The sequence below is a fragment of the Pseudomonas sp. C8002 genome, assembly GCF_013385765.1.
Taxonomy (GTDB): domain Bacteria; phylum Pseudomonadota; class Gammaproteobacteria; order Pseudomonadales; family Pseudomonadaceae; genus Aquipseudomonas.
This window is the reverse complement of the sequence record NZ_JACAPJ010000003.1, coordinates 144880-165718: the sequence shown is the minus strand read 5'-3', so window position 1 is coordinate 165718 and position 20839 is coordinate 144880. Positions and strand designations below refer to the sequence as shown.

The 20839-nt window shown below is 59.6% G+C and carries 20 protein-coding genes and 3 tRNA genes; 9 read left to right on the top strand and 14 right to left on the bottom strand.

Features of this window, described 5'->3' with window-relative positions; genetic code table 11:
• Window positions 1–10: 10 nt before the first annotated feature.
• Window positions 11–319: a hypothetical protein gene (locus HX814_RS04125; RefSeq protein ID WP_003214230.1), complete on the bottom strand. Its 309-nt coding sequence runs from the start codon at window positions 317–319 to the stop codon at window positions 11–13.
• A 180-nt stretch (window positions 320–499) separates the two neighbouring features.
• Here HX814_RS04125 and HX814_RS04120 point away from each other — a divergent pair, with 180 nt between their 5' ends.
• Complete coding sequence (locus tag HX814_RS04120; RefSeq protein WP_003214232.1) at window positions 500–1216, top strand: 4'-phosphopantetheinyl transferase; 717 nt, start codon at window positions 500–502, stop codon at window positions 1214–1216.
• Here HX814_RS04120 and HX814_RS04115 read toward each other — a convergent pair.
• Both HX814_RS04115 and HX814_RS04110 read right to left on the bottom strand, forming a co-directional pair.
• The gene (locus HX814_RS04115; protein ID WP_003214234.1) at window positions 1213–2823 is read right to left on the bottom strand and encodes an ATP-binding protein; all 1611 of its coding nucleotides are present in this window, start codon (window positions 2821–2823) and stop codon (window positions 1213–1215) included. The genes HX814_RS04120 and HX814_RS04115 overlap by 4 nt on opposite strands.
• Complete coding sequence (locus HX814_RS04110; protein WP_087692787.1) at window positions 2820–3545, bottom strand: response regulator; 726 nt, start codon at window positions 3543–3545, stop codon at window positions 2820–2822. Before HX814_RS04110 ends, HX814_RS04115 begins: the two co-directional genes overlap by 4 nt.
• A gap of 804 nt (window positions 3546–4349) precedes the next feature.
• On the opposite strand from HX814_RS04110, the gene HX814_RS04105 reads away from it, so the two are divergent.
• Window positions 4350–7247 carry a ribonucleoside-diphosphate reductase subunit alpha gene (locus tag HX814_RS04105; RefSeq protein WP_008435294.1) on the top strand — a complete coding sequence of 966 codons (2898 nt, stop codon included), beginning with the start codon at window positions 4350–4352 and terminating at the stop codon, window positions 7245–7247.
• Window positions 7248–7610: 363 nt separating this feature from the next.
• On the opposite strand, the gene flgE is transcribed toward HX814_RS04105, so the two are convergent.
• The 6 genes from flgE to HX814_RS04075 form a co-directional block, all read right to left on the bottom strand.
• Complete coding sequence (flgE, locus tag HX814_RS04100) at window positions 7611–8933, bottom strand: flagellar hook protein FlgE (RefSeq protein WP_003214240.1); 1323 nt, start codon at window positions 8931–8933, stop codon at window positions 7611–7613.
• A gap of 31 nt (window positions 8934–8964) precedes the next feature.
• Window positions 8965–9693, bottom strand: coding sequence for a flagellar hook assembly protein FlgD (flgD, locus tag HX814_RS04095; RefSeq protein ID WP_177008426.1), 729 nt, complete (start codon window positions 9691–9693; stop codon window positions 8965–8967).
• A gap of 16 nt (window positions 9694–9709) precedes the next feature.
• A complete protein-coding gene (flgC, locus tag HX814_RS04090; RefSeq protein WP_003214244.1) occupies window positions 9710–10162 on the bottom strand; it encodes a flagellar basal body rod protein FlgC in 453 nt (150 codons plus the stop codon).
• A 3-nt stretch (window positions 10163–10165) separates the two neighbouring features.
• Window positions 10166–10573 carry a flagellar basal body rod protein FlgB gene (gene flgB, locus HX814_RS04085; RefSeq protein ID WP_003214246.1) on the bottom strand — a complete coding sequence of 136 codons (408 nt, stop codon included), beginning with the start codon at window positions 10571–10573 and terminating at the stop codon, window positions 10166–10168.
• A 234-nt stretch (window positions 10574–10807) separates the two neighbouring features.
• The gene (gene cheR / locus HX814_RS04080) at window positions 10808–11635 is read right to left on the bottom strand and encodes a protein-glutamate O-methyltransferase CheR (RefSeq protein WP_177008427.1); all 828 of its coding nucleotides are present in this window, start codon (window positions 11633–11635) and stop codon (window positions 10808–10810) included.
• 43 nt (window positions 11636–11678) lie between these two features.
• Complete coding sequence (locus HX814_RS04075) at window positions 11679–12611, bottom strand: chemotaxis protein CheV (RefSeq protein WP_003214250.1); 933 nt, start codon at window positions 12609–12611, stop codon at window positions 11679–11681.
• Window positions 12612–12691: 80 nt separating this feature from the next.
• Between HX814_RS04075 and flgA the strand changes: the two genes are divergently transcribed.
• From flgA to HX814_RS04055, 4 genes are all read left to right on the top strand, one after another.
• Window positions 12692–13456, top strand: coding sequence for a flagellar basal body P-ring formation chaperone FlgA (gene flgA / locus HX814_RS04070; RefSeq protein ID WP_032899382.1), 765 nt, complete (start codon window positions 12692–12694; stop codon window positions 13454–13456).
• Between the two features lie 142 nt (window positions 13457–13598).
• Window positions 13599–13922 (top strand): flagellar biosynthesis anti-sigma factor FlgM, encoded by a 324-nt coding sequence (flgM, locus tag HX814_RS04065; protein WP_003214254.1) that lies wholly within the window; start codon window positions 13599–13601, stop codon window positions 13920–13922.
• Window positions 13923–13970: 48 nt separating this feature from the next.
• Window positions 13971–14438 carry a flagellar protein FlgN gene (flgN, locus tag HX814_RS04060; RefSeq protein WP_003214256.1) on the top strand — a complete coding sequence of 156 codons (468 nt, stop codon included), beginning with the start codon at window positions 13971–13973 and terminating at the stop codon, window positions 14436–14438.
• Between the two features lie 95 nt (window positions 14439–14533).
• Window positions 14534–15283, top strand: coding sequence for a flagellar brake protein (locus HX814_RS04055; RefSeq protein WP_003214258.1), 750 nt, complete (start codon window positions 14534–14536; stop codon window positions 15281–15283).
• Between the two features lie 60 nt (window positions 15284–15343).
• On the opposite strand, the gene HX814_RS04050 is transcribed toward HX814_RS04055, so the two are convergent.
• The gene (locus HX814_RS04050) at window positions 15344–16726 is read right to left on the bottom strand and encodes an MFS transporter (RefSeq protein WP_003214260.1); all 1383 of its coding nucleotides are present in this window, start codon (window positions 16724–16726) and stop codon (window positions 15344–15346) included.
• Window positions 16727–17068: 342 nt separating this feature from the next.
• Window positions 17069–17145 (bottom strand) — tRNA-Arg (locus HX814_RS04045).
• Between the two features lie 336 nt (window positions 17146–17481).
• Here HX814_RS04045 and HX814_RS04040 point away from each other — a divergent pair.
• From HX814_RS04040 to HX814_RS04030, 3 genes are all read left to right on the top strand, one after another.
• Window positions 17482–17709: a hypothetical protein gene (locus HX814_RS04040; protein ID WP_102604982.1), complete on the top strand. Its 228-nt coding sequence runs from the start codon at window positions 17482–17484 to the stop codon at window positions 17707–17709.
• Window positions 17710–17729: 20 nt separating this feature from the next.
• On the top strand, window positions 17730–17909 hold the full coding sequence (locus HX814_RS04035; protein ID WP_003214263.1) for a PA3371 family protein: 180 nt from the start codon (window positions 17730–17732) through the stop codon (window positions 17907–17909).
• Between the two features lie 434 nt (window positions 17910–18343).
• Window positions 18344–18670, top strand: coding sequence for an Arc family DNA-binding protein (locus tag HX814_RS04030; RefSeq protein ID WP_003175643.1), 327 nt, complete (start codon window positions 18344–18346; stop codon window positions 18668–18670).
• A gap of 104 nt (window positions 18671–18774) precedes the next feature.
• On the opposite strand, the gene mgtE is transcribed toward HX814_RS04030, so the two are convergent.
• The 3 genes from mgtE to HX814_RS04015 all read right to left on the bottom strand — a co-directional run bounded on the left by mgtE (window position 18775) and on the right by HX814_RS04015 (window position 20782).
• A complete protein-coding gene (mgtE, locus tag HX814_RS04025) occupies window positions 18775–20217 on the bottom strand; it encodes a magnesium transporter (protein ID WP_003214265.1) in 1443 nt (480 codons plus the stop codon).
• A 339-nt stretch (window positions 20218–20556) separates the two neighbouring features.
• A tRNA-Arg gene (locus HX814_RS04020) sits at window positions 20557–20633 on the bottom strand.
• A gap of 72 nt (window positions 20634–20705) precedes the next feature.
• A tRNA-Arg gene (locus HX814_RS04015) sits at window positions 20706–20782 on the bottom strand.
• Between the last annotated feature and the right edge of the window lie 57 nt (window positions 20783–20839).

Below are 20839 nucleotides of genomic sequence, written 5' to 3'. Positions count from 1 at the left end.
CCAAGGCAAATCAACTTTCCAACTGGGGTATATCATAGCGGCCCTGCAGGTCTTGCTGGCGCAATTTACTGCCGTTGAAGTGACCTGACAGGTTTTCGTTGCCCACGCGGTAGTCTGACTGCGGGGTGTGCTGGCCCAGGGACTGGCCCCATGGAGCCGCCTGTTCACCGGCATCCTCGAAGCTCACCCGCTGGAGAAGGCTGTAGGGCTTTTTGCTCTTCTCCTTGGAGAAACCCGCGAAACTCGAATCAGAGGCCTGGACGCCAGCGGTGGCGCTGAGCATGGTTAAGGCCAACATCAGCTTCTTGATCGCAGTCATGGTGCTACCTCATACGCTTGGGCTTTGGGTACGGGGCCAGACTACGCAGACGCCCCTGAACTCCCCCTGAACACTCTCTGAACCTGGGCTGAACCGAGGCCGGCTACTGTGTAAAGAGTTATTTACGTATCCCCGGCCGCAGGCTATCCAGCGGCCCTGCAACTCGGCAAAATACCCGGCATGAATTCCCTACCCGCCTGCTGCACCCCACTTGACGCCCATTGGCCGTTGCCCGATGCCTTGCCCGGCACGGTCTTGCTGAGCACCCGTTTTGACCCGGCCCTGCTGGCCATCGGCGATTTCCAGCGCAGCGCCGTGCCGCCACCCGCGAGCATCCAGCGTTCGGTGGCCAAGCGGCAGGCGGAGTTCCTGGCCGGTCGCCTGTGCGCCCGCGCGGCCCTGCAACAGCTGGACGGGCTGGATTGCGTACCGGCGATCGGCGAGGACCGCGCGCCGGTCTGGCCCGCGCACATCAGTGGTTCGATCACCCACAGCACCGGCCATGCAGCGGCCATCGTCGCCCACAAGTCACAGTGGCGCGGGCTGGGGATGGACCTGGAGAACCTGCTGGCCCTGGAGCGGGCGGAACGCCTGGCCGGGGAGATCCTCACACCGGATGAATTGCTGCGCATGGCCGCCGGGCCGCGGGAGCAGGTTGCGCAACTGGTGACGCTGACGTTTTCGGCGAAAGAGAGCCTGTTCAAGGCGCTCTACCCGATCGTGCAGAAGCGCTTTTATTTTGAGCATGCCGAGTTGCTGGAGTGGTCGGATACCGGCCATGCGCGGCTGCGGTTGCTGACGGACTTGTCCGCAGAATGGTGCCATGGCAAGGAACTGGAGGCGCAGTTTGCGGTGGATGAGGGGCAGTTGTTGAGCCTGGTGGCCGTCCAGGCCTAGACCTTCTCCTGATCCCGTGGCCAACTCAGGCTGAAACATGCGCCACCCAAATTGTTGCTCTTGCTGATCAACGCCCGGCCGCCGTGCCAATAGATGATCCGCCGCACAATGGATAACCCCAGGCCGTGCCCACCCGACGCGCGGGTCCGGCTGTCATCCAGGCGCAGGAACGGCGTGAAAATCCGCTCCCAGGCACTTTCCGGTACGCCCGGCCCGTCGTCTTCCACGTCGATGCGGCAACGCACCTGGCCCACCTGGTAACTGATCAGCACCTGCCCCTGGGCGTGGCGCATGGCGTTGCTCACCAGGTTTTGCAGGGCACGGTGCAGGTAACGCGGCTCGGCCTCCACCCATGCATCGTCCCAATGTGCCGAGGACAGGCAGATGCCCCGCGCCACGTTGATTTCCGGGCGCAGCGGTGACAGTTCATCAATCACCTGATCCAGCAACGCATTGAGGTCGACCCGCTGGAAATTCAGTGCCGGCGCCCCCTGTTCCAGCCGCGCATAGGTGAGCATTTCGTCCACCAGGCCATCAAGGTCCTGGATGTCGCTGTCCATGCCCTCCATATACTTGCGCCGCGCTTCAGGCGTGGCCGCGTCGCCGATCATCTCCAGGCCGAACCGCAGGCGCGCCACCGGAGTGCGCAGTTCGTGGGACACCGCCCGCACCAGTTCGCGCTGAATTGCCAACAGGCGTTGCAGGTGCTCGGCCATGCCATTGAACGCTGCCGCCAGGCGCCCCACCGAATCGGCACCGCGGGCCGGCACCCGCACTTCCAGGCTGCCTTTGGCAATGCGCGTGGCGGCGGCTTCCAGGCCACTCAGACGCCGCTCCAGCTGGCGCACCAATAGATAGACGATCAAACCGATCAAGGTCAGGCTGATCAGCGCAATCAGGATCAGCCATTGCGCCGGGTACGGATTCATCTGATACAGCGGGCCGATTTCCAGGACCCACGGCGTGCCGACCATGCCGGCAAATACCCGGATCGAATCCCCACCCTTGCCCAGGGCCATCACGGTATCGCCTTCGGACACGCGGCGGCGCTGGTCTTCGTCCATATCAGCCTGATTGAGCATCACCAGGTGCATCTCGAAACCGAAGCCCTTGGCTTCCTTCAGGTCTGCGAGTTTCTGCGGTTGCTCCGCCACCGGGAAACGCACCAGTTCATCGGCCAGCAGGTAGATCGTCGCACGGGCCAGTTGTTCGCTGATTTGCTGCACTTCACCGGTCAGCAACAGTTGCTCCTGGTCACTGACCAAGCGCAGCACCCTGGCCGCGTGAGGCCCGGTTTGCTCCACCAACACCTGGCCGCGTTGCAGACGGCTACGCTGGGTCAGGTCCAGGTGCGCCTCGGCCACGGTCTGCAATTGCAGCGGGATACCCAGCAAGCGCTCCCACACTGCCAGGGCACGGCGGCGCTCGATGGCACTCATGGGTTGCAGGTTGTCGCCCATCAGCGCGAAGGTGCCGTGGGCCAGGCGCTCGCGGTACTGGCCGCTGCGCACTTCATTGAGCAGGTGCAAGGCCAGTACGCCGAGCAACGCCACCAGAATCAGCGCCGCGCACATGCCGCCGTAGATGCGCAGGAAGATTGAGTTCACGGCGTCAGGTCAGCCGCAGCTTCGGGGACGAACAGGTAGCCTTTGCTGCGAATGGTCTTGATCAGGCGTGGGTGAATCGGGTCGTCGCCGATTTTCGGGCGGATGCGCGAGATGCGCACGTCGATGGAGCGGTCCTGGCCGTCATAGCCAATACCGCGCAAGGCGGTGAAGATTTCTTCCCGGGACAGGATCCGCCCGGCATTCACCACCAGCAGCCACAGCAGGTCGAATTCGGCGCTGGTCAGTTCGATGCCGCCCTCATGCAGCCAGGCTTCACGCAGGGCGTTGTCCACCACCAGCGGGCCGAATTGCAGGCGCCGCTGTTTTTCGGGGAGTGCCGGCTCGACGCTTTCGCTGCGCCGCAGCAGGGCCTGGATGCGTGCCAGCAACAGGCGTGGACGCACGGGTTTGCACACGTAATCGTCGGCGCCCATGTCCAGGCCCAGCACCTGGTCCATGTCGTCGGTGCGCGCGGTGAGCATCAGGATCACCCCGTCGTAGCGCTCGCGCACCTTGCGGCAAATGCTCAGGCCGTCTTCACCGGGCAACATCAGGTCGAGGATCACCAGGTCCGGCTGCTCGGCGATGATCCGCGCCGCCGCGAGGGCGCCATTGCCTTCCACCGACACCCGCAAGCCGTTGCTCTCCAGGTAGTCACGGGTCAACTCGGCCAGTCGCTCGTCGTCCTCGACAATCAATACCTGCCAGGCTTCTTGCTCCATGCGTTACCTCGGTTCTAATTATTGTAGGGGCGGGTTTGCCCGAGAAAACTCGAGGGCGCCGCGCTTATTCAGGTTTCCAGCGTCATCGTTGACGTCCTTCGCGGGCAAGCCCGCTCCTACAGTTGTCATGTAGGCGAGGCATAAACTGTATGGATAACCGCCGATTGTAGCAACGGGCCGGCCCTCTGCCACAAGCGCGCAAATGCGTTCGGACATCGTGTTTTTTTGTGATAGGGTTCGCGCCCGCAAAAATCCAACCGGTTGTTTTTACCTCGGAATATTCGGTGACAAACGGCGCAATGCAGCAGTACTGCGGCCTACACGGCCATTCCACGTTTCATACACATTTTACCCACAGCGTTATCCACAGGTAGTCCGTTGCTAAGCCCCCCAAAACGCATTATCTTGTAGGTCGTCGCCAAAAAAACCCTACATGTAGGGTTTTCAGCGAAAAGACCAAACACAAATCAGACAAGAAACTCAAGCTCTTTCTTGCTCCTGTTTGGTGAACTTAAGCCTTTTTCAGAAGACCAAACCGCGCACGCGGATGGCAGCCGCTTTCTGCCCCGATCAGGCGAAAACGGTACGGGTGTTGCAGTACGAAACTGTCACCCACCAGGAATACGGTAAAGAGCCCCAAGGCTTGTAACCGAAGACTTCGGCATGGAAGCGGCGCGAACAGCTCCCTTCCTCCTGTCCCGAAGTTGTTATGCCAGGCCCCTGGCCTGTTGTAAGTGCTTCAGGACGGAACGGTGGGCACCGTGATGGTGCCCAAATAAATATAGAATGTGGAGACAACCCCCCATGCAAACCGACACAACTCGCGAGAACCCGCAGGGCTCCGTGCCGCAGGCCGCTGATTCAAACCTGGATCTGTCCGCCACCGCGCCCGGCCAATTGCGCGTGATCAAGCGTAACGGCACTGTCGTTCCTTACACCGATGACAAAATCACCGTCGCGATCACCAAAGCGTTTCTTGCAGTTGAAGGCGGCACCGCTGCTGCCTCGTCGCGCATCCACGACACCGTTGCCCGCCTGACCGAACAGGTCACCGCAACCTTCAAGCGTCGCATGCCATCGGGCGGCACCATTCACATCGAAGAAATCCAGGACCAGGTCGAACTGGCCCTGATGCGTGCCGGCGAGCAGAAAGTCGCCCGCGACTACGTGATCTACCGTGACTCGCGCGCCAAGGAACGTGCCGTACGTTCCCCGGCCGAAGAAGCTGCCGTACAAGCTCACCCGTCGATCCGCATCACCCTGGCCGACGGTACGTTTGCACCGCTGGACCTGGGCCGCCTGAACACCATCATCACCGAGGCCTGCGAAGGCCTGGAAGAAGTCGATGGCGACCTGATCCAGCGCGAAACCCTGAAGAACCTGTACGACGGCGTGGCCCTGACCGACGTCAACACCGCACTGGTGATGACCGCCCGTACCCTGGTCGAGCGTGAGCCGAACTACTCGTTCGTCACCGCGCGCCTGCTGATGGACACCCTGCGTGCCGAAGGCCTGGGCTTCCTGAAAGTCGCCGACAGCGCCACCCACCACGAGATGGCCGACCTGTACGCCAAGGCCCTGCCGGCCTACATCGCCAAGGGTATCGAATTCGAATTGCTGAACCCGATCCTGGCCACCTTCGACCTGGAAAAACTCGGCAAGGCGATCAACCACGAGCGCGACCAGCAGTTCACTTACCTGGGCCTGCAAACCCTGTACGACCGTTACTTCATCCACAAGGACGGGATCCGCTTCGAACTGCCGCAAGTGTTCTTCATGCGCGTGGCCATGGGCCTGGCGATCGAAGAGAAGCAGAAAGAAGACCGTGCCATCGAGTTCTACAACCTGTTGTCGTCCTTCGACTACATGTCGTCGACCCCGACCCTGTTCAACGCCGGTACCCTGCGTCCACAGCTGTCCAGCTGCTACCTGACCACCGTGCCGGATGACCTGTCGGGCATCTACCACGCGATCCACGACAACGCCATGCTGTCCAAATTCGCTGGCGGCCTGGGTAACGACTGGACCCCGGTGCGTGCGCTGGGTTCGTACATCAAGGGCACCAACGGCAAGTCCCAGGGCGTTGTACCGTTCCTCAAAGTAGTGAACGACACCGCCGTAGCCGTGAACCAGGGTGGCAAGCGCAAGGGCGCTGTATGTGCCTACCTGGAAACCTGGCACATGGACATCGAAGAGTTCATCGAGCTGCGCAAGAACACCGGTGATGACCGTCGTCGTACCCACGACATGAACACCGCCAACTGGATCCCTGACCTGTTCATGAAGCGCGTCTTCGATGACGGCAAGTGGACCCTGTTCTCGCCATCCGAAGTACCGGACCTGCACGACCTGACCGGCAAGGCTTTCGAAGAGCGCTACGAGTACTACGAAGCCCTCACCGAATACCCGGGCAAGGTCAAGCTGTTCAAGACCATCCAGGCCAAAGACCTGTGGCGCAAAATGCTCTCCATGCTGTTTGAAACCGGCCACCCATGGCTGACCTTCAAAGACCCGTGCAACCTGCGCAGCCCGCAGCAGCACGTGGGCGTGGTCCACAGCTCGAACCTGTGCACCGAGATCACCTTGAACACCAACAAGGACGAGATCGCCGTTTGCAACCTGGGCTCGATCAACCTGCCGAACCACATCGTCAACGGCAAGCTGGACACCGCCAAGCTGGAACGCACCGTGAACACCGCCGTTCGCATGCTCGATAACGTTATCGACATCAACTACTACTCGGTACCCCAGGCGCAGAACTCCAACTTCAAGCACCGTCCGGTCGGTCTGGGCATCATGGGCTTCCAGGACGCGCTGTACCTGCAGCACATTCCTTACGGTTCGGACGCTGCAGTCGAGTTCGCCGACAAGTCCATGGAAGCGGTCAGCTACTACGCGATCCAGGCTTCCTGCGACCTGGCCGACGAGCGTGGAGCCTACGAGACGTTCCAGGGTTCGCTGTGGTCCAAAGGCATCCTGCCGCTGGATTCGCAACAGATCCTGATCGAGCAACGTGGCCAGAAGTACATCGACGTTGACCTGAACGAATCCCTGGACTGGGCGCCGGTACGTGCCCGTGTGCAGAAAGGCATTCGTAACTCCAACATCATGGCCATCGCACCGACCGCCACCATCGCCAACATCACTGGCGTGTCGCAGTCGATCGAACCGACCTACCAGAACCTGTATGTGAAATCGAACCTGTCGGGCGAATTCACCGTGATCAACCCGTACCTGGTTCGCGACCTGAAAGCCCGCGGCCTGTGGGACTCGGTCATGATCAACGACCTGAAGTACTACGACGGTTCGGTGCAGCAGATCGAGCGCATCCCGCAAGAACTCAAAGAGCTCTACGCGACTGCCTTCGAAGTGGACACCAAGTGGATCGTCGACGCCGCCAGCCGTCGCCAGAAGTGGATCGACCAGGCTCAGTCGCTGAACCTGTACATCGCCGGCGCATCGGGCAAGAAGCTCGACGTGACCTACCGCATGGCCTGGTACCGTGGCCTGAAAACCACTTACTACCTCCGTGCCCTGGCTGCCACCAGCACCGAGAAGTCGACCATCAACACCGGCAAGCTGAACGCTGTTTCCAGCGGCGGCAACCACGGTGATGATTCGGTTCTCGCCGCACCTGCCGGCCCGGCGCCAGTGCCTAAAGCCTGCGCGATCGACGAGCCGGATTGCGAAGCTTGCCAATAAGCTGAGCACACCCTGGGTCTAACCACCCAAGGTTGAAAAACCCCCGATAGGCCTACGGCGTATCGGGGGTTTTCTTTTGCCTGGAACAACACCGTCGCGATTCGCGCAGGTATTTCACCTCTTTGAAAACATCGGTGGGCTTCTGGCCGACGTGCATCATGGCGACGTTATCGCTGAAACAGTGATGCAGTTGCCGCCGGAGCCCTGACTGAATCCGCTCCAGATATCGCCCGGCTGGCCTTGTACCGTTCCGACAGTCGTGTATCCGCCTGTGACGCCCCCGCCTATAGGCGTTATCTGAACGTCCAAAAAAAAGCCCCTCACGCGAGGGGCTTTTCGGTAAAGCGAGTTAAAGCGACAACATCAGGTCATCTGAATGATGGTCTGCATGATGGTGCTTTGGGTGGAGATGGTCTTGGCGTTCGCCTGATAGTTGCTCTGGGCCTTGATCAGGTCCACCAGCTCGTTGGTCAGGTTGACGTTGGAGTTCTCCAGGGAGTTGGCCACGATCGAACCCAGGGTACCGACTTGCGGGGTATCAAAACCCGGCTGGCCCGACGCGAAGGTTTCTTTCCAGGTGGTGCCGCCGGCTGGCTGCAGGCCCTGCTCGTTGTTGAAGCTGGCCAGGGAGATCTGGCCGATGGCCTTGCTCTGCTGGTTGCTGAACGTGGCGAACAGTACGCCGCTGCCGTCGATTTTCAGCCCGGTGATTTGCCCGGTGGCGTAGCCATCGGTGGTCGGCGGGTTGCGGTAGGTGGCGGAGTTGTACTGGGTGATGTTCCCCATGTTGACGGCCACGCCGTCTGCGTTGGCGGCCGCACCGTTAGGCGTCCAGACACCATTGACCAGGCCGCCCGGCTTCCAGTCGGAAATGGTCAGGGTGGTATTGGAAGCGGTGGCTGGCGGGGTAACGATCCCGGTCAGCTTGCCGGAGGTGTCAAACGACAGCGTCGAGGCGACTGGCGCTTTCACGTCAGTACCGGTGCCGCTGATCGGCGAGCCGTCAGGGTTGCGCCCATCGATCAGGGTGTAGGACTTCCAGGTGTTGGAGTCGGTCTTCACCAGGTACTGCACCATCGGATGCGCGTTGCCCTGCGTATCGTACAGCGTGGTGGAATATTGAGTGGTGAAGCTGTCCGATTTGGTCGGATCAAACGGGTGCGCCGTCTGGTCGATCGCCGTCTCGGAGGAGTTCAGGTTACTGGTGGAATCCACCTTGCTCGAAGCCTTCGGCGGCAGGTACGACAGGTTGAGCTGCAGGTCGGTCAAGCCGCCCTTCTGGATGTTGCCATCGGCATCCGCTGCGTAGCCTTGCAGGCGCGAGGTGCCGGTGTTGTTGGTGATGTAGCCGTCCTTGTCGGCCCGGAACGCACCGTTGCGGGTGTATTCCAGCGAACCGTCGCTGCCCTTCTGCACGAAGAAGCCGCCGCCCTGGATCGCCATGTCGAGCGTGCCGCCGCTGTTGTTGACGTCACCCTGGGTGAACTGCTGGGACACGGCCGCCAGGTTCACGCCATTGCCGATGCTGTTCTGGCCGGTACCCAGCTTGGAAGCCGCGTAGATATCCGCGAATTCCGCACGGGACGACTTGAAGCCGGTGGTCGCGACGTTGGCGATGTTGTTGCCCGTCACGTCCAGTTGTTTGTTGGCCGCATAGAGGCCGCTAAGGCCGATGTTAAAAGACATTGTTCTCTCCTTTTGCCGTATTTAGCCGGCTCTATGTACCGATAGTCTGAATTTGCGACAGCTTGATACTGCCCAGGCCGCCCGCCAGGTTCAGCACCATTTCAGCGCCGTTCGTGCCCAGGGTTACGCTGGTCACCGTTGCCGGCAGCGAGGTGGCGAGGGCCACCGAGTCACCCTTGTCATTCTTGGTGGTGGCATTGAAGGTGTAGGTGCCGGGTGGCGCCGTCTCACCCGCATCGGTCTTGCCGTCCCAGACGAAGCTGGAGTTGCCGGCGCTCTGGGCGCCCATGTCGATGGTGCGAACGACGTTGCCATCCTTGTCGGTGATCTTGACGGAGACGTTGCCCGTCGCCGCCGTCACCGCCACGGAACCGGTCATGCTCTTGCTGGTATCCACCATCGCCTTGTCGGTCTGGGTGATGACCGAACGCCCCACCAGCGACGAAGCCTGCAGCGCCTGGGAGGAGCTGAAGTTGCTGGAAATCGCATTCACCGAGTCATTCAGGTTGTTGATGCCTTCCAGACTGCTGAACTGCGCCAACTGTGCGACGAACGCGCCATTGTCCTGGGGCGACAGCGGGTCCTGGTTTTTCAGCTGGGTCACCAGCAATTGCAGGAACGCGTCCTTGCCCATCGCCTGGTTGCCCGTCGCCGACTTGGCGGCGTCACCGACGCTGGTGTTATCTGTCGCCGTCTTGACCTTGGAATTAAAAAGGTCCTGGACTGCCGTGTTCGTCGAACTGGTATCAACAATGGCCATTATTTGGCGCCCCTTATCACTGACCCAGGGTCAGGACCTTCTGCATCATGGTTTTGGCGGTGTTCATCATTTCCGCGTTGGTCTGGAACGAGCGGCTGGCGGAAATCATGTCGGCCATTTCCTCGACCACGTTGACGTTGGGGTAGTACACGTACCCTTTTTCGTTCGCGGCAGGGTGGTTCGGCTCGTAGCGGGCTTCGAGGTTGCTCTGGTCTTCGACCACACCGAGCACCTGCACGCCCTGGCCTGCGGCATCCTGGTTCTGGAACAGCGAATCGCCGCTGCCACTCTGGCCGCCCTGGCCGCCCTGGAACATGGTGGCGAACACCGGGTGCCGGGCGCGGTAGGTCTGGTCAATGCTCGAAGACACGGTCTCGGCGTTGGCGATGTTACTGGCGACGGTGTTGAGGCGCGTGGTCTGCGCACTCATGCCACTACCGGCAATATTGAAAACACTGGCGAGGGACATGGCTTATTCTCCACGCAGGGCTGACATCAGCCCTTTGAATTTGCTGTTGAGCAGGGTGAAGCTGGCCTGGAAGTTCACTGAGTTCTCGGCGTAGGCCGATTGCTCCAACTGGGCGTCCACGGTGTTCTGGTCGATCGACGGTTGCATCGGCGTGCGATACAGCAGCGACTCGTCACCATTGCCCAGGCCTTGCGCCTCGATATGACGGCTGTTGGTCATGTTCAGGGCGAAGGTGCCGTTCTTGGTCTTGTCTTGCTGGGCGGCGAGCACGGCAGAGAAGTCCAGGTCCCGAGCCTTGTAGTTCGGGGTGTCGGCGTTGGCGATGTTGTTGGCCAGGACTTCGGCACGCTGGGCGCGAAAGCCCAGTGCTTGTTCGTGGATACCGAGCGCTTTATCGAAGCTGATGCTCATGGCGGAAACCTTTAGGGGCTGACCTGCTTTTCGTAACAAGGATTTAGCAAGGGCCATGCCAAGTTGCTTGAGCCCCGTAAATCAAGGGTTTGCGAGGGAATTGCCGGCGGCAATGCCAGAAAAGCGGCAAAGGGTTTCCGCGAAACGCCAGTAAAGCGGCAATGAGGGCTTGCCGCTTTGCGGCCATAAAAAAAGGGAGGCCTGTGCAGGCCTCCCTTTTTGTCCAAGCACTCGTCACTTGGCCTGGTAAATGATTCCAGGACTGCACTGCACCATCTGGTAATGATCCGGCAAACCGTTCAGCGCCTCGGACGCCCCCAGGAACAGATAACCGCCACGCTTGAGGGTGCCGTGGATGCGCAACAGAATGTCTTTCTTCACCTCGGCCGAGAAGTAGATCAGCACGTTGCGGCAAAACACCATGTCGAACTTGCCCAGGCTGGCATAACTGTCCAGCAGGTTGAACGAACGAAACTCCACCCGGCTCTTGATCGGCGCCTTGACCGCCCAACGCCCTGCTCCCTTGGGATCGAAGAAACGCTGCAAGCGCTCCTGGGACAACCCGCGCCCCAGCGCCAGGCTGTCGTACTCGCCGGTCTTGCAGTTGGTGAGCATGGTGCCGGACAAATCCGTGGCCACGATTTGCGCCCCGGCTTTCAACTGGCCCATGTTGGTCCGCTCGAACTCGTCGATGGACATCGAAATCGAATACGGTTCCTGTCCCGACGAACAGGCGGCCGACCAGATGCGCAGGCGCTGGCCGGGAGCGGCCTTGATCGCCTCGGGCAGCACCTTGTTCTTGAGCACTTCAAACGGATAGGTATCGCGAAACCACAAGGTTTCGTTGGTGGTCATGGCGTCGACCACCATCTCCTTGAGCCCGCTGCGTGGCTGGCCCTGGATCCGTTGCACCAACTCGCCGAGGGACTTGATGCCTTGCTGCTCCATCAGTTTGTTGAGACGGCTGGATACCAGGTACTGCTTGTTTTCACCGAGCAATATGCCACAGGCCTTTTCCAGGAAGACCCGGAACTGTTCGAAATCCAAATTACCCGTAGACAATGATACCGCCTCTTAAATCGTGTGACCGCCAGGGAAAAGGCCCCTAGCCGTGATCTGCTGCCTTGATCCGGTCGACTACCCGGGATGCCAGGTCATCAGGGCGGAATTTGGCCAGGAAGTCATCGGCACCGACCTTCTTGACCATCGCCTGATTGAATACACCCGACAACGAAGTATGCAGGATGATATGTAGTTTTTGCATGCGCGGGTCGTTGCGTATCTCGGCCGTGAGGGTGTAGCCGTCCATTTCCGGCATCTCGATGTCGGAGATCATCATCAGGAATTCTTCTTCCGGCTTCTTGCCCTCATCCACCAGCTTGCGCAGGTAATCCAGGGCCTGGCGACCGTCATTGAGCGCGACCACTTCGACCCCAACGGTCTGCAGGCAACGGGACACCTGCTTGCGCGCAACCGAAGAGTCGTCCACCGTCAGCACCCGCAGCGAGATCGCCTTGTGCGCGGTTTCGGCGTCTACCACACCCACCGATATCGCCTCCGAGGTCGGGGCCACTTCGGCGAGGATTTTCTCCACGTCGATGATTTCCACCAACTGGTTGTCGACCCGCGTCACCGCCGTGAGGTAGTGATCGCGACCGGTGCCCTTGGGCGGCGGATGGATCTCTTCCCAGTTCATGTTGACGATGCGCTCCACCGAGCGCACCAGGAAACCCTGGGTCTTGGTGTTGTACTCGGTAATGATCACGAACGGGCTCTCGCGGTCCTGCAACCCCGCCGAACCGGTGGCCATTGCCAGGTCAAGAATCGGGATGGTCGCGCCACGAATGTTCGCCACACCGCAAACCACCGGGCTGGACTTGGGCATTATTGTCAGCTTGGGACACTGCAGCACTTCGCGAACCTTGAAGACATTAATCCCGTACAGCTGCTTGCCGTCCAGACGGAACAACAGCAACTCCAGGCGATTCTGCCCCACCAGCTGTGTGCGCTGGTTCACTGAATCCATTACACCGGCCATGCCCAGACTCCTACGCTAAAACTTAGGGGTACGACGCGTACCCAACACTAAACGGCACGAGCTTTGCTTTTTTATTGGCCATGGACATCAAAACGACAGTTTCCCGACGCCTCCGATCCCCACAGTACCGCAGATTGCTCTGCGTCTCGATGGCGTTGCTTGCCTTGGCTACGGGCCAGCCGGCCCGCGCCGATAACGTCACCTTGCCTGATCTGCTTATCGGCGTCACTCAAGGCTTTCTTGAGTTCACTGTAGAAGATTATCTGGCCACGACGCAGACACCGGGCCGCTACGAAATCCAGGTCAACCAGCTGGATCCGCGCCTGCGCATGCCCATGTGCGACAGAGAATTGACAGCTTCCCTGGAAAGCCCCGCCCAGCCCATCGGGCGCGTGACCGTGAAAGTGCGCTGCGAAGGCGCCTCGCCCTGGACGGTGTTCGTGCCCGCCCAGGTCAAACTGTTTCGCGAAGTGGTGGTGGTGACGCGCCCGCTGAAACGTACCGGAATCATTGGTTATGATGACGTCGCGATGCGCGAGCGCGACATCAGCATGATCACCCAGAGCTACCTCACGTCCCTTGACCAGGCACTCGGGCAGAAACTTACCCGACCAATGGTCGCCGACCAGGTGATTACCCTGGTCCATCTCGAGCAGGCCGAAGTCGTGCGCAAAGGTGACCAGGTGGTGATTTCCGCCAGCAGCGGTGGCCTGAATGTAAAAATGCCGGGGGAAGCCCTGTCCAACGGCGGCATGAGTGAACAGATTCGCGTCAAGAACCTGAATTCCAACCGCGTGATCAAGGCCCGGGTGACTGCGCCGGGGCAGGTTGAGGTGGCTTTATAGATCACTGGCATCGGACGCCAGCTTTTCCTACACTGTGCGCAAAGCGGCATCGCGCATAGGTTTATTGTCAATCGAGCCTAAAGTTTGTCCGGGTATGGCCGAAAACATGGCAAGCGTCCAAATACCCAGAGGTTTTTTTAACATGGTCATCGATTTCAGTCGTTTGAATAACGCCCTGCCAACGCCAGGTTCTTCGCGCACCAACGGTGCCAAAGACAGCGTTGAAGCCAAGTCCCAGCCTCTGCCTGCCAAGACAGAACAGGCCGGTGCGAGCCAAAGCGGGGAATCGGTACACCTGAGCAATGAGGCTCAACAGTTGCAGAAGGTCACTGACTCGCTGAGCGATCAGCCAGTTGTCAATAAAGCCCGTGTGGCCGAATTGAAACAGGCGATTGCCGATGGCAGCTATAAGGTCGACAGCAACCGTGTAGCCAGCAAACTGCTTAACTTCGAAGCCGAGCGCTAGGCAAAGGCCTGCGCCAGGCTTTTGGACGCTTAAACCCCAAGGCCAGCCATGCACGACGAAAACTTGCTACAACTGATCATTGAAGACCTGCCTCCCGCACAGCAGCTGCTGGAGCTCCTTCGAGAAGAATCACTGGCCCTGTACGGCCGGGACATGCGCATGCTGGAAGAAATCCTGGCGCGCAAGCAATCGCTGATCGTCCTGCTGGAACAGCACGGCAAGAAGCGCAGCCAGATTCTGATCAGCCTGGGCCTCACGGCCGACCACAAGGGCCTGGAACAACTCGCCAGCCACTCCACGGTGGGCGACCAGTTGCTGGCCCAGAGCAAAGAACTCAACCAGTTGCTGACCCTGTGCCAGGAAACCAACCTCCTCAACGGCCAGGCCATCCAGCTTCAGCAAGCCACGACCGCCAATCAGTTGCGTATCCTCCACGGCGGCGAGCCTCCGGCTCTCTACAACGCTCAAGGCTCCACCTCACGCCTGGCCAAGCCAAGCACCCGCAGCCAAGCCTGAAACCAGTTTGAGCGCGCCCTATCCAAGTCGCGCCACATACTGGCAAAATGACAGCACTTGCGTGTAGTCGTATTTTGTCTGGAGATGGAAGAACCGTGTTCAACACCCTTAACGCGGAAGATGCTCCGCAGCCACCCAAGGTACTCACCACGCCGCTGGAAATCGCTGGCACCTTGCGGATGCTGCAAGAAAGCCATGATCCGCTGATCATCACCTTCCATGAACGCAACCAGCGGTTTCAAAGCTACCTGGTGGAAATCGACCGGGACAGCAAGACACTGGCCCTGGACGAAATGGTCCCGCGCGACGGCGAACGCTACCTCGAGAATGGCGAAGCTTTCCGGATCGAAGGTTTTCACGAGGGGGTGCGGGTAGCCTGGGAAAGCAACGGCACCCTGACCCTCGATGAAGCCGGCGGCCACCGTATTTACCGCGGCAGCATGCCTGGCGAGGTGATTTACCATCAGCGTCGCAACGCCTTCCGCGCGGCGCTGAAGCTGGCGCAACTGGTGAGCGTCGAACTGGGCGGCGACAAACTCAAGGCCCCCATCAGCGGCAAGTTGCTGGATATTTCCGCCACCGGCTGCAAATTGCGCTTCGAAGGGGATATTTCCGAGCGCCTGCAACTGGGCCAGGTCTACGACCGATTTATCGCCGCGCTACCCTTTGGCAGCATGACCACCTCGGTAGAACTGCGTTACCTGCACTTCGAAGAAAGGATCAACACCACCTTCGCCGGCCTACGCTTTCATAACATGAGCGGGCTGGTGCAGCGCCAGGTCGAGCGGTTTGTGTATCAACTGCAGCGTGAAGCGCGCCGGTTTGACAAGGACGACGACCTTTAAACAATAAAGGTCGCGACAAAAAAACGGGCAGTCCCTCAAGGGGGCTGCCCGTTTTTGCTTTCAGGGGCGCGCCCTGCTCAAGTCGTGGGGGTGATCATCCGGGTCCGGATGCTCTGGTGGCTCGGTGACAGGCTCCGGCTGATCCAGTTCGGGATCGACTTCCGGCTCGGGATCCACAACGGCGGTCTGCATCTGGTCCTGCACCACCTGTTCGTCCACTCGCGGATCGAGGCATGCTACCAGGGGCGAACTGGACATGCTGTCGGGCATCGCCACGTGATGCAGCGGTGCGTCGTCCACCTGATGCAGGTTGGTGACCGCCTTGGGCCGGATGCGCCACACCAGGATCAATGCGCACACGCTGAAAAACGCATACAGCATATGGCTGCCGAACAGCTTCATCACCACACCGGCCAACAGCGGGCCGACACTGGCGCCGATGCCGTAGGTCACCAGCAACATCGCAGTGAGCGACACCCGGCGATCACCCTCGACGTGGTCGTTGGAAAACGCCACAGCCAGCGGGTACAGGCAGAACTGCACCAGGGAACAGAGAAAGCCCGCGACGAACAGCACTTCCAGTGGTACCTGGGTCATGATCGCCAACGGCAACGCGGCCACCGCCAGGCACAAGGCGAAACAGCGAATCAACAGCGCGCGGTCATATCGATCGGACAGCCAGCCCAATGGCCACTGCACCAGCAGCCCGGCGAAAATGCAGCTACCCATGAACAGGCCGACCTGCTCGGTGGTCAGCCCTTGCTGAGACGCGTACAGCGGCGCCAAACCGTAGAACGAACCGACGATCAGCCCGGCCCCCAACACCGTACTGAGGGACTGCGGCACCCGCTTGATAAAGAAGCGCGGCTCCATCGGCGCCGGATGCAGCGGCGCCGGGTGAATGCGGCGAGTCATGGCCACCGGCACCAGGCACAGCGCAAAACACAGCGCGACCAGCATCAGCAACTCAAGCCCCAACTGCGGGTGCATCACAAGGATCAACTGGCCCAGCACCAGGCCCAGGTACGAGGCGATCATATAGCCGCTGAACACCGCACCGCGTTGCTTGGCTTCAGCCTGTTCGTTAAGCCAGCTCTCGATGACCATGTACTGGCACATCATGCCCAGGCCGACAATCATCCGCAGCACAATCCAGGCTGGCAGCCAGTTGATCAGCCCGTGGCCCAACACCGCCGCGCCGACGATCCCGGCACAGGTGGCGTAGGCCCGGATATGCCCGACGCGGCCAATCAGGCGGTGACCGATCTTGCCCCCCAACACCAGGCCAAAATAGTTGGCGGCCATCAACGCACCGACCCACAGGCTGTCGACGTGATCTGCCGCCAGGCGCAAGGCCAGGTAAGTACTGAGCAGGCCAGAGCCGATCAGCATCATCAGGGAAGCAAAATAAAGGGCTCGAAAAGGTTTCCAGATCTGGCGCATCGGCGTTCCGAGCGGCTCCTTGCTGTGGGTGTCAGGACTACCGGAATGATAGTCCCGGGTCGTCGGGTCCGGACAGCCAAAACATGCGGTTGCCGGGGAATATTTTGCTCATGCCAATTGGCTACGTGTCAGACGCTCGCCAGTCACCCGCGAGGTACAGGATGCAGACGAATACTTGCGCCGCCCCGCTCTTGCCTCCCGTGTGAACCTCAAACGCGGGCAAGGTTCGGTTGGTGTTTGAAAAGACTGCCGCACTCAAACGCCCGGCCACAAAAAAGCCCCGCCAGATAAATCTGATCGGGGCTTGCGGGCGTCGAGGCCGCTTGGGCAGCAACGGTGAAGTGGTGTCCCAGGGCCGGTTCGAACGGCCAACCTTCCCCTTAGGAGGGGGATGCTCTATCCAATTGAGCTACTGGGACTAATGACAGCCAACCGGCGATGGGCACGGCGACGGACGGCGTGCATGTTAACGGCGCAGGTGAATTTTGTCATGTCGTCCGTTGGCTTTTTGAGTGTAGGCCCATGCCAGTGACAGCCGGTGGTATTCCGCTCAACGATTACGGACGGTTCGGACCATCGTGCAAAATGCACTCCCCCAAAATGCCATCATTGCAAATTGCAACAGCATGGCAATCTGGACACTATATAAATGTTTGATTTTAAAGGATTTATTGTCAATTAAAGACTGGCACGACACCTGCAATCCTTTATCCTACAAATACAGTCCGGCCCAGCCATCTGCGGAGAACATGCACATGAACAGCGCACTTCTACTAGCCCTCAATACCGTTGCACTGGCTGCGCTGGTGATGTTCCATTTTCAGTCCACCACTTCCGACGACGCCGCGCAGGTCAGCCAGGCGATTCCCCATCACCTGCAACAGCGCCCGCAACTGGCTGTCATGAAGCCGAACATGCAATCCCCACTGCAACTGACCCAGGGCACTCAAGCTGCTCCTGCCGCTGAACACTGGGTTTTCTGAACCGCTTACCGGAGCATTCCATGAACAAGTCCGCCTGGCTGTTTCTGACCCTGGCACTGGCCGCCGCCGGCCTCGGCCTGAACGTATTGTCGCAAGACGTACAGACAGTCTCCTTCGTCGCCGCCGGCGTGTTTGGCAGCCTGTGGGTATTGGCAGTCTTCATTGGTCGCCGCATCAAATTCGATCCCGTACTGCGCTGAATCCCCCGCTCGTCGCCCTCGCTAAAATCGCTGCCACGCCTCGGCTTGTCCGTCCGGACAGCCGACCATATGTCGCTCCGCATTCGTAAATTGGCAATTTGCCACTAATCTTAAAGTTAAGGGCAAAAGGCCATATTGCTATAGGATGTGCGCCCGAAAAGCCTTTTGCGCCCAGGGTCTGCGGGCTCAACACTCATTTGGGTGCGTCCGCGGAAAGTTTTCCAACCAGTCCGCAAATTTTGAAATGAGTACTGGCATAAAGCCGGTAGCCGGTTCAATATTTGTCACAGAATTGACGCCAAGGAACTGGCAAATCTGAGGCATGATGCGGCCTCTTTGCAATTCAGGTTGAACATTTGGCAGCAAACCTTGTCCTAACATGCATCTTGCGGCCAATTCCAAAAACCGCTCCCCTGAACTAACCGGTTAAATATATGCGCCCATTGAAACAGGCAATTTATTCCAGCCGTACGGCTGACAAGTTCGTCGTACGTCTGCCAGACGGAATGCGGGAACGCATTGCCGAGGTGGCTCGCAATCATCACCGCAGCATGAACTCCGAAATCATCGCACGCCTGGAACAAAGCCTGATTCAGGAAGGTGCGCTGGGCGACGAGCTGAGCATGCGCCTGGACAGCCCCGAGCTGTCACTGCACGAACGCGAACTGCTGCAGCGTTTTCGTCAGCTCTCCCACCGCCAGCAAAATGCTCTCGTCTCGCTGATCGCCCACGACGTTGAGGCAGCTGCAGAAGCCAACTGATTGGCAACTGAAAGCTGAAAGCCAGCCATGCGCTGGCTTTTTTTTGCCCGGGATTTGGTCAGGAAAGGATCAAGGGGCAAATGCCCCCCGATCCATGGAAGGAATCAAAGCAGGAAGATGGTTGCCAGGCCCAGGAAGATGAAGAAGCCGCCACTGTCGGTCATGGCCGTGATCATCACACTGGCGCCCATCGCCGGGTCTCGTCCAAGGCGCACCAGGGTCATTGGAATCAGAACCCCCATCAACGCTGCCAGCAGCAGGTTAAGCGTCATGGCCGCCGTCATGACCACGCCGAGCGACCAGCTGCCATACAGCAGGTACGCCACGATACCGATGACACCGCCCCACACCAGGCCGTTGATCAGCGCGACCGCAAGCTCCTTGCGCATCAAACGCTTGCCATGCCCGGTCCCCACCTGATCCAGCGCCATGGCGCGGACGATCATGGTGATGGTCTGGTTACCCGAGTTACCGCCAATACCCGCCACAATCGGCATCAGTGCAGCCAGGGCCACGAGCTTCTCGATGGAGCCTTCAAACAGGCCGATCACCCGTGAAGCAATAAACGCGGTAATCAAATTCACCGCCAGCCAGGCCCAGCGGTTACGCAGGGACTTCCAGACCGACGCAAAAATATCCTCTTCTTCCCGCAGACCGGCCATGTTGAGGACTTCGCTTTCGCTCTCCTCACGAATCAGGTCGACCATTTCATCGATGGTCAGACGGCCGATCAGCTTGCCGTTCTTGTCGACCACCGGGGCCGAGATCAAGTCATAACGCTCAAACGCCTGGGCTGCGTCGTAAGCGTCTTCGTCCGGATGGAAACTCACCGGGTCACTGGCCATGACGTCCGCGACTTTCTTGTCCGGATCATTGACCAGCAGGCGCTTGATCGGCAGTACGCCCTTGAGGATCCCTTCGTAGTCGACCACGAACAGCTTGTCGGTGTGGCCTGGCAGCTCTTTCAACCGGCGCAGGTAGCGCAGAACCACTTCCAGGCTGACGTCTTCGCGGATGGTGACCATCTCGAAGTCCATCAACGCACCGACCTGCTCCTCGTCGTAGGACAACGCCGAGCGCACACGCTCGCGCTGCTGGCCATCGAGGGTTTCCATCAGCTCATGGACGACGTCACGCGGCAGCTCGGAAGCCAGGTCAGCGAGTTCGTCGGCATCCATGTCCTTGGCGGCCGCCAGGAGCTCGTGATCGTCCATGTCGGCGATCAGCGTTTCACGGACCGAGTCGGATACTTCGAGGAGGATGTCGCCGTCGCGGTCAGCCTTGACCAACTGCCAAAGGGTCAGGCGGTCATTCAGCGGCAAGGCTTCGAGGATGTAGGCAACGTCGGCGGAGTGCAGGTCATCGAGCTTGCGTTGCAGCTCGACAAGGTTTTGCCGGTGGACCAGGTTCTCGACCCGGTCATTGTTCGCGCCTTCCTGGCGATGCGTCAGGTCTTCGACCACGCGCTGGCGCTGCAGCAGCTCGACGACTTGAGCCAGGCGATCCTGCAGGCTTTCTTGTGTTTTCTTTACTTCAACTTCGGTCATAGGCGAACTCCACTCCCAGCAGCGGGGCACGCCGGAAGGATCAATCAGTCAATTCATGATTGGTAAAACGGGGTACTGAGTAACTACTGGGTAAGTCCATGGAGGTGTTCCACAAGCCCCGGCGGGGCTGACGGGCGCAATGATACACCGGGCGGCCGCGTTTAACGTCAAAAAACTGGAAAGAACAAGCGCTTGCGACACAAAGCTGAGCATTGGCCACACATATGAACTGCGACGACGCAGCTTGAGAGGAAAACACATGGGCGGGAGAAAAAGGCGCCCCGGGAAATAAAAACCCCAGACGGCAAAAAGCCCGCACTAGGCGGGCTTTTTGTTGTTTGGTGCACTCGACAGGATTCGAACCTGTGACCGCTCGGTTCGTAGCCGAGTACTCTATCCAGCTGAGCTACGAGTGCAGATTGTGTTTTTAGACCAGATCACAACTGGTTGAAGCCAAGCTACCTGCATTGCTGCAACTAACTCTTAAATGGTGCACTCGACAGGATTCGAACCTGTGACCGCTCGGTTCGTAGCCGAGTACTCTATCCAGCTGAGCTACGAGTGCATTTGTTGCCGCGCATTATAGGCCGTTCAATCTCTATGTAAAGCTATTTTTTCGTTT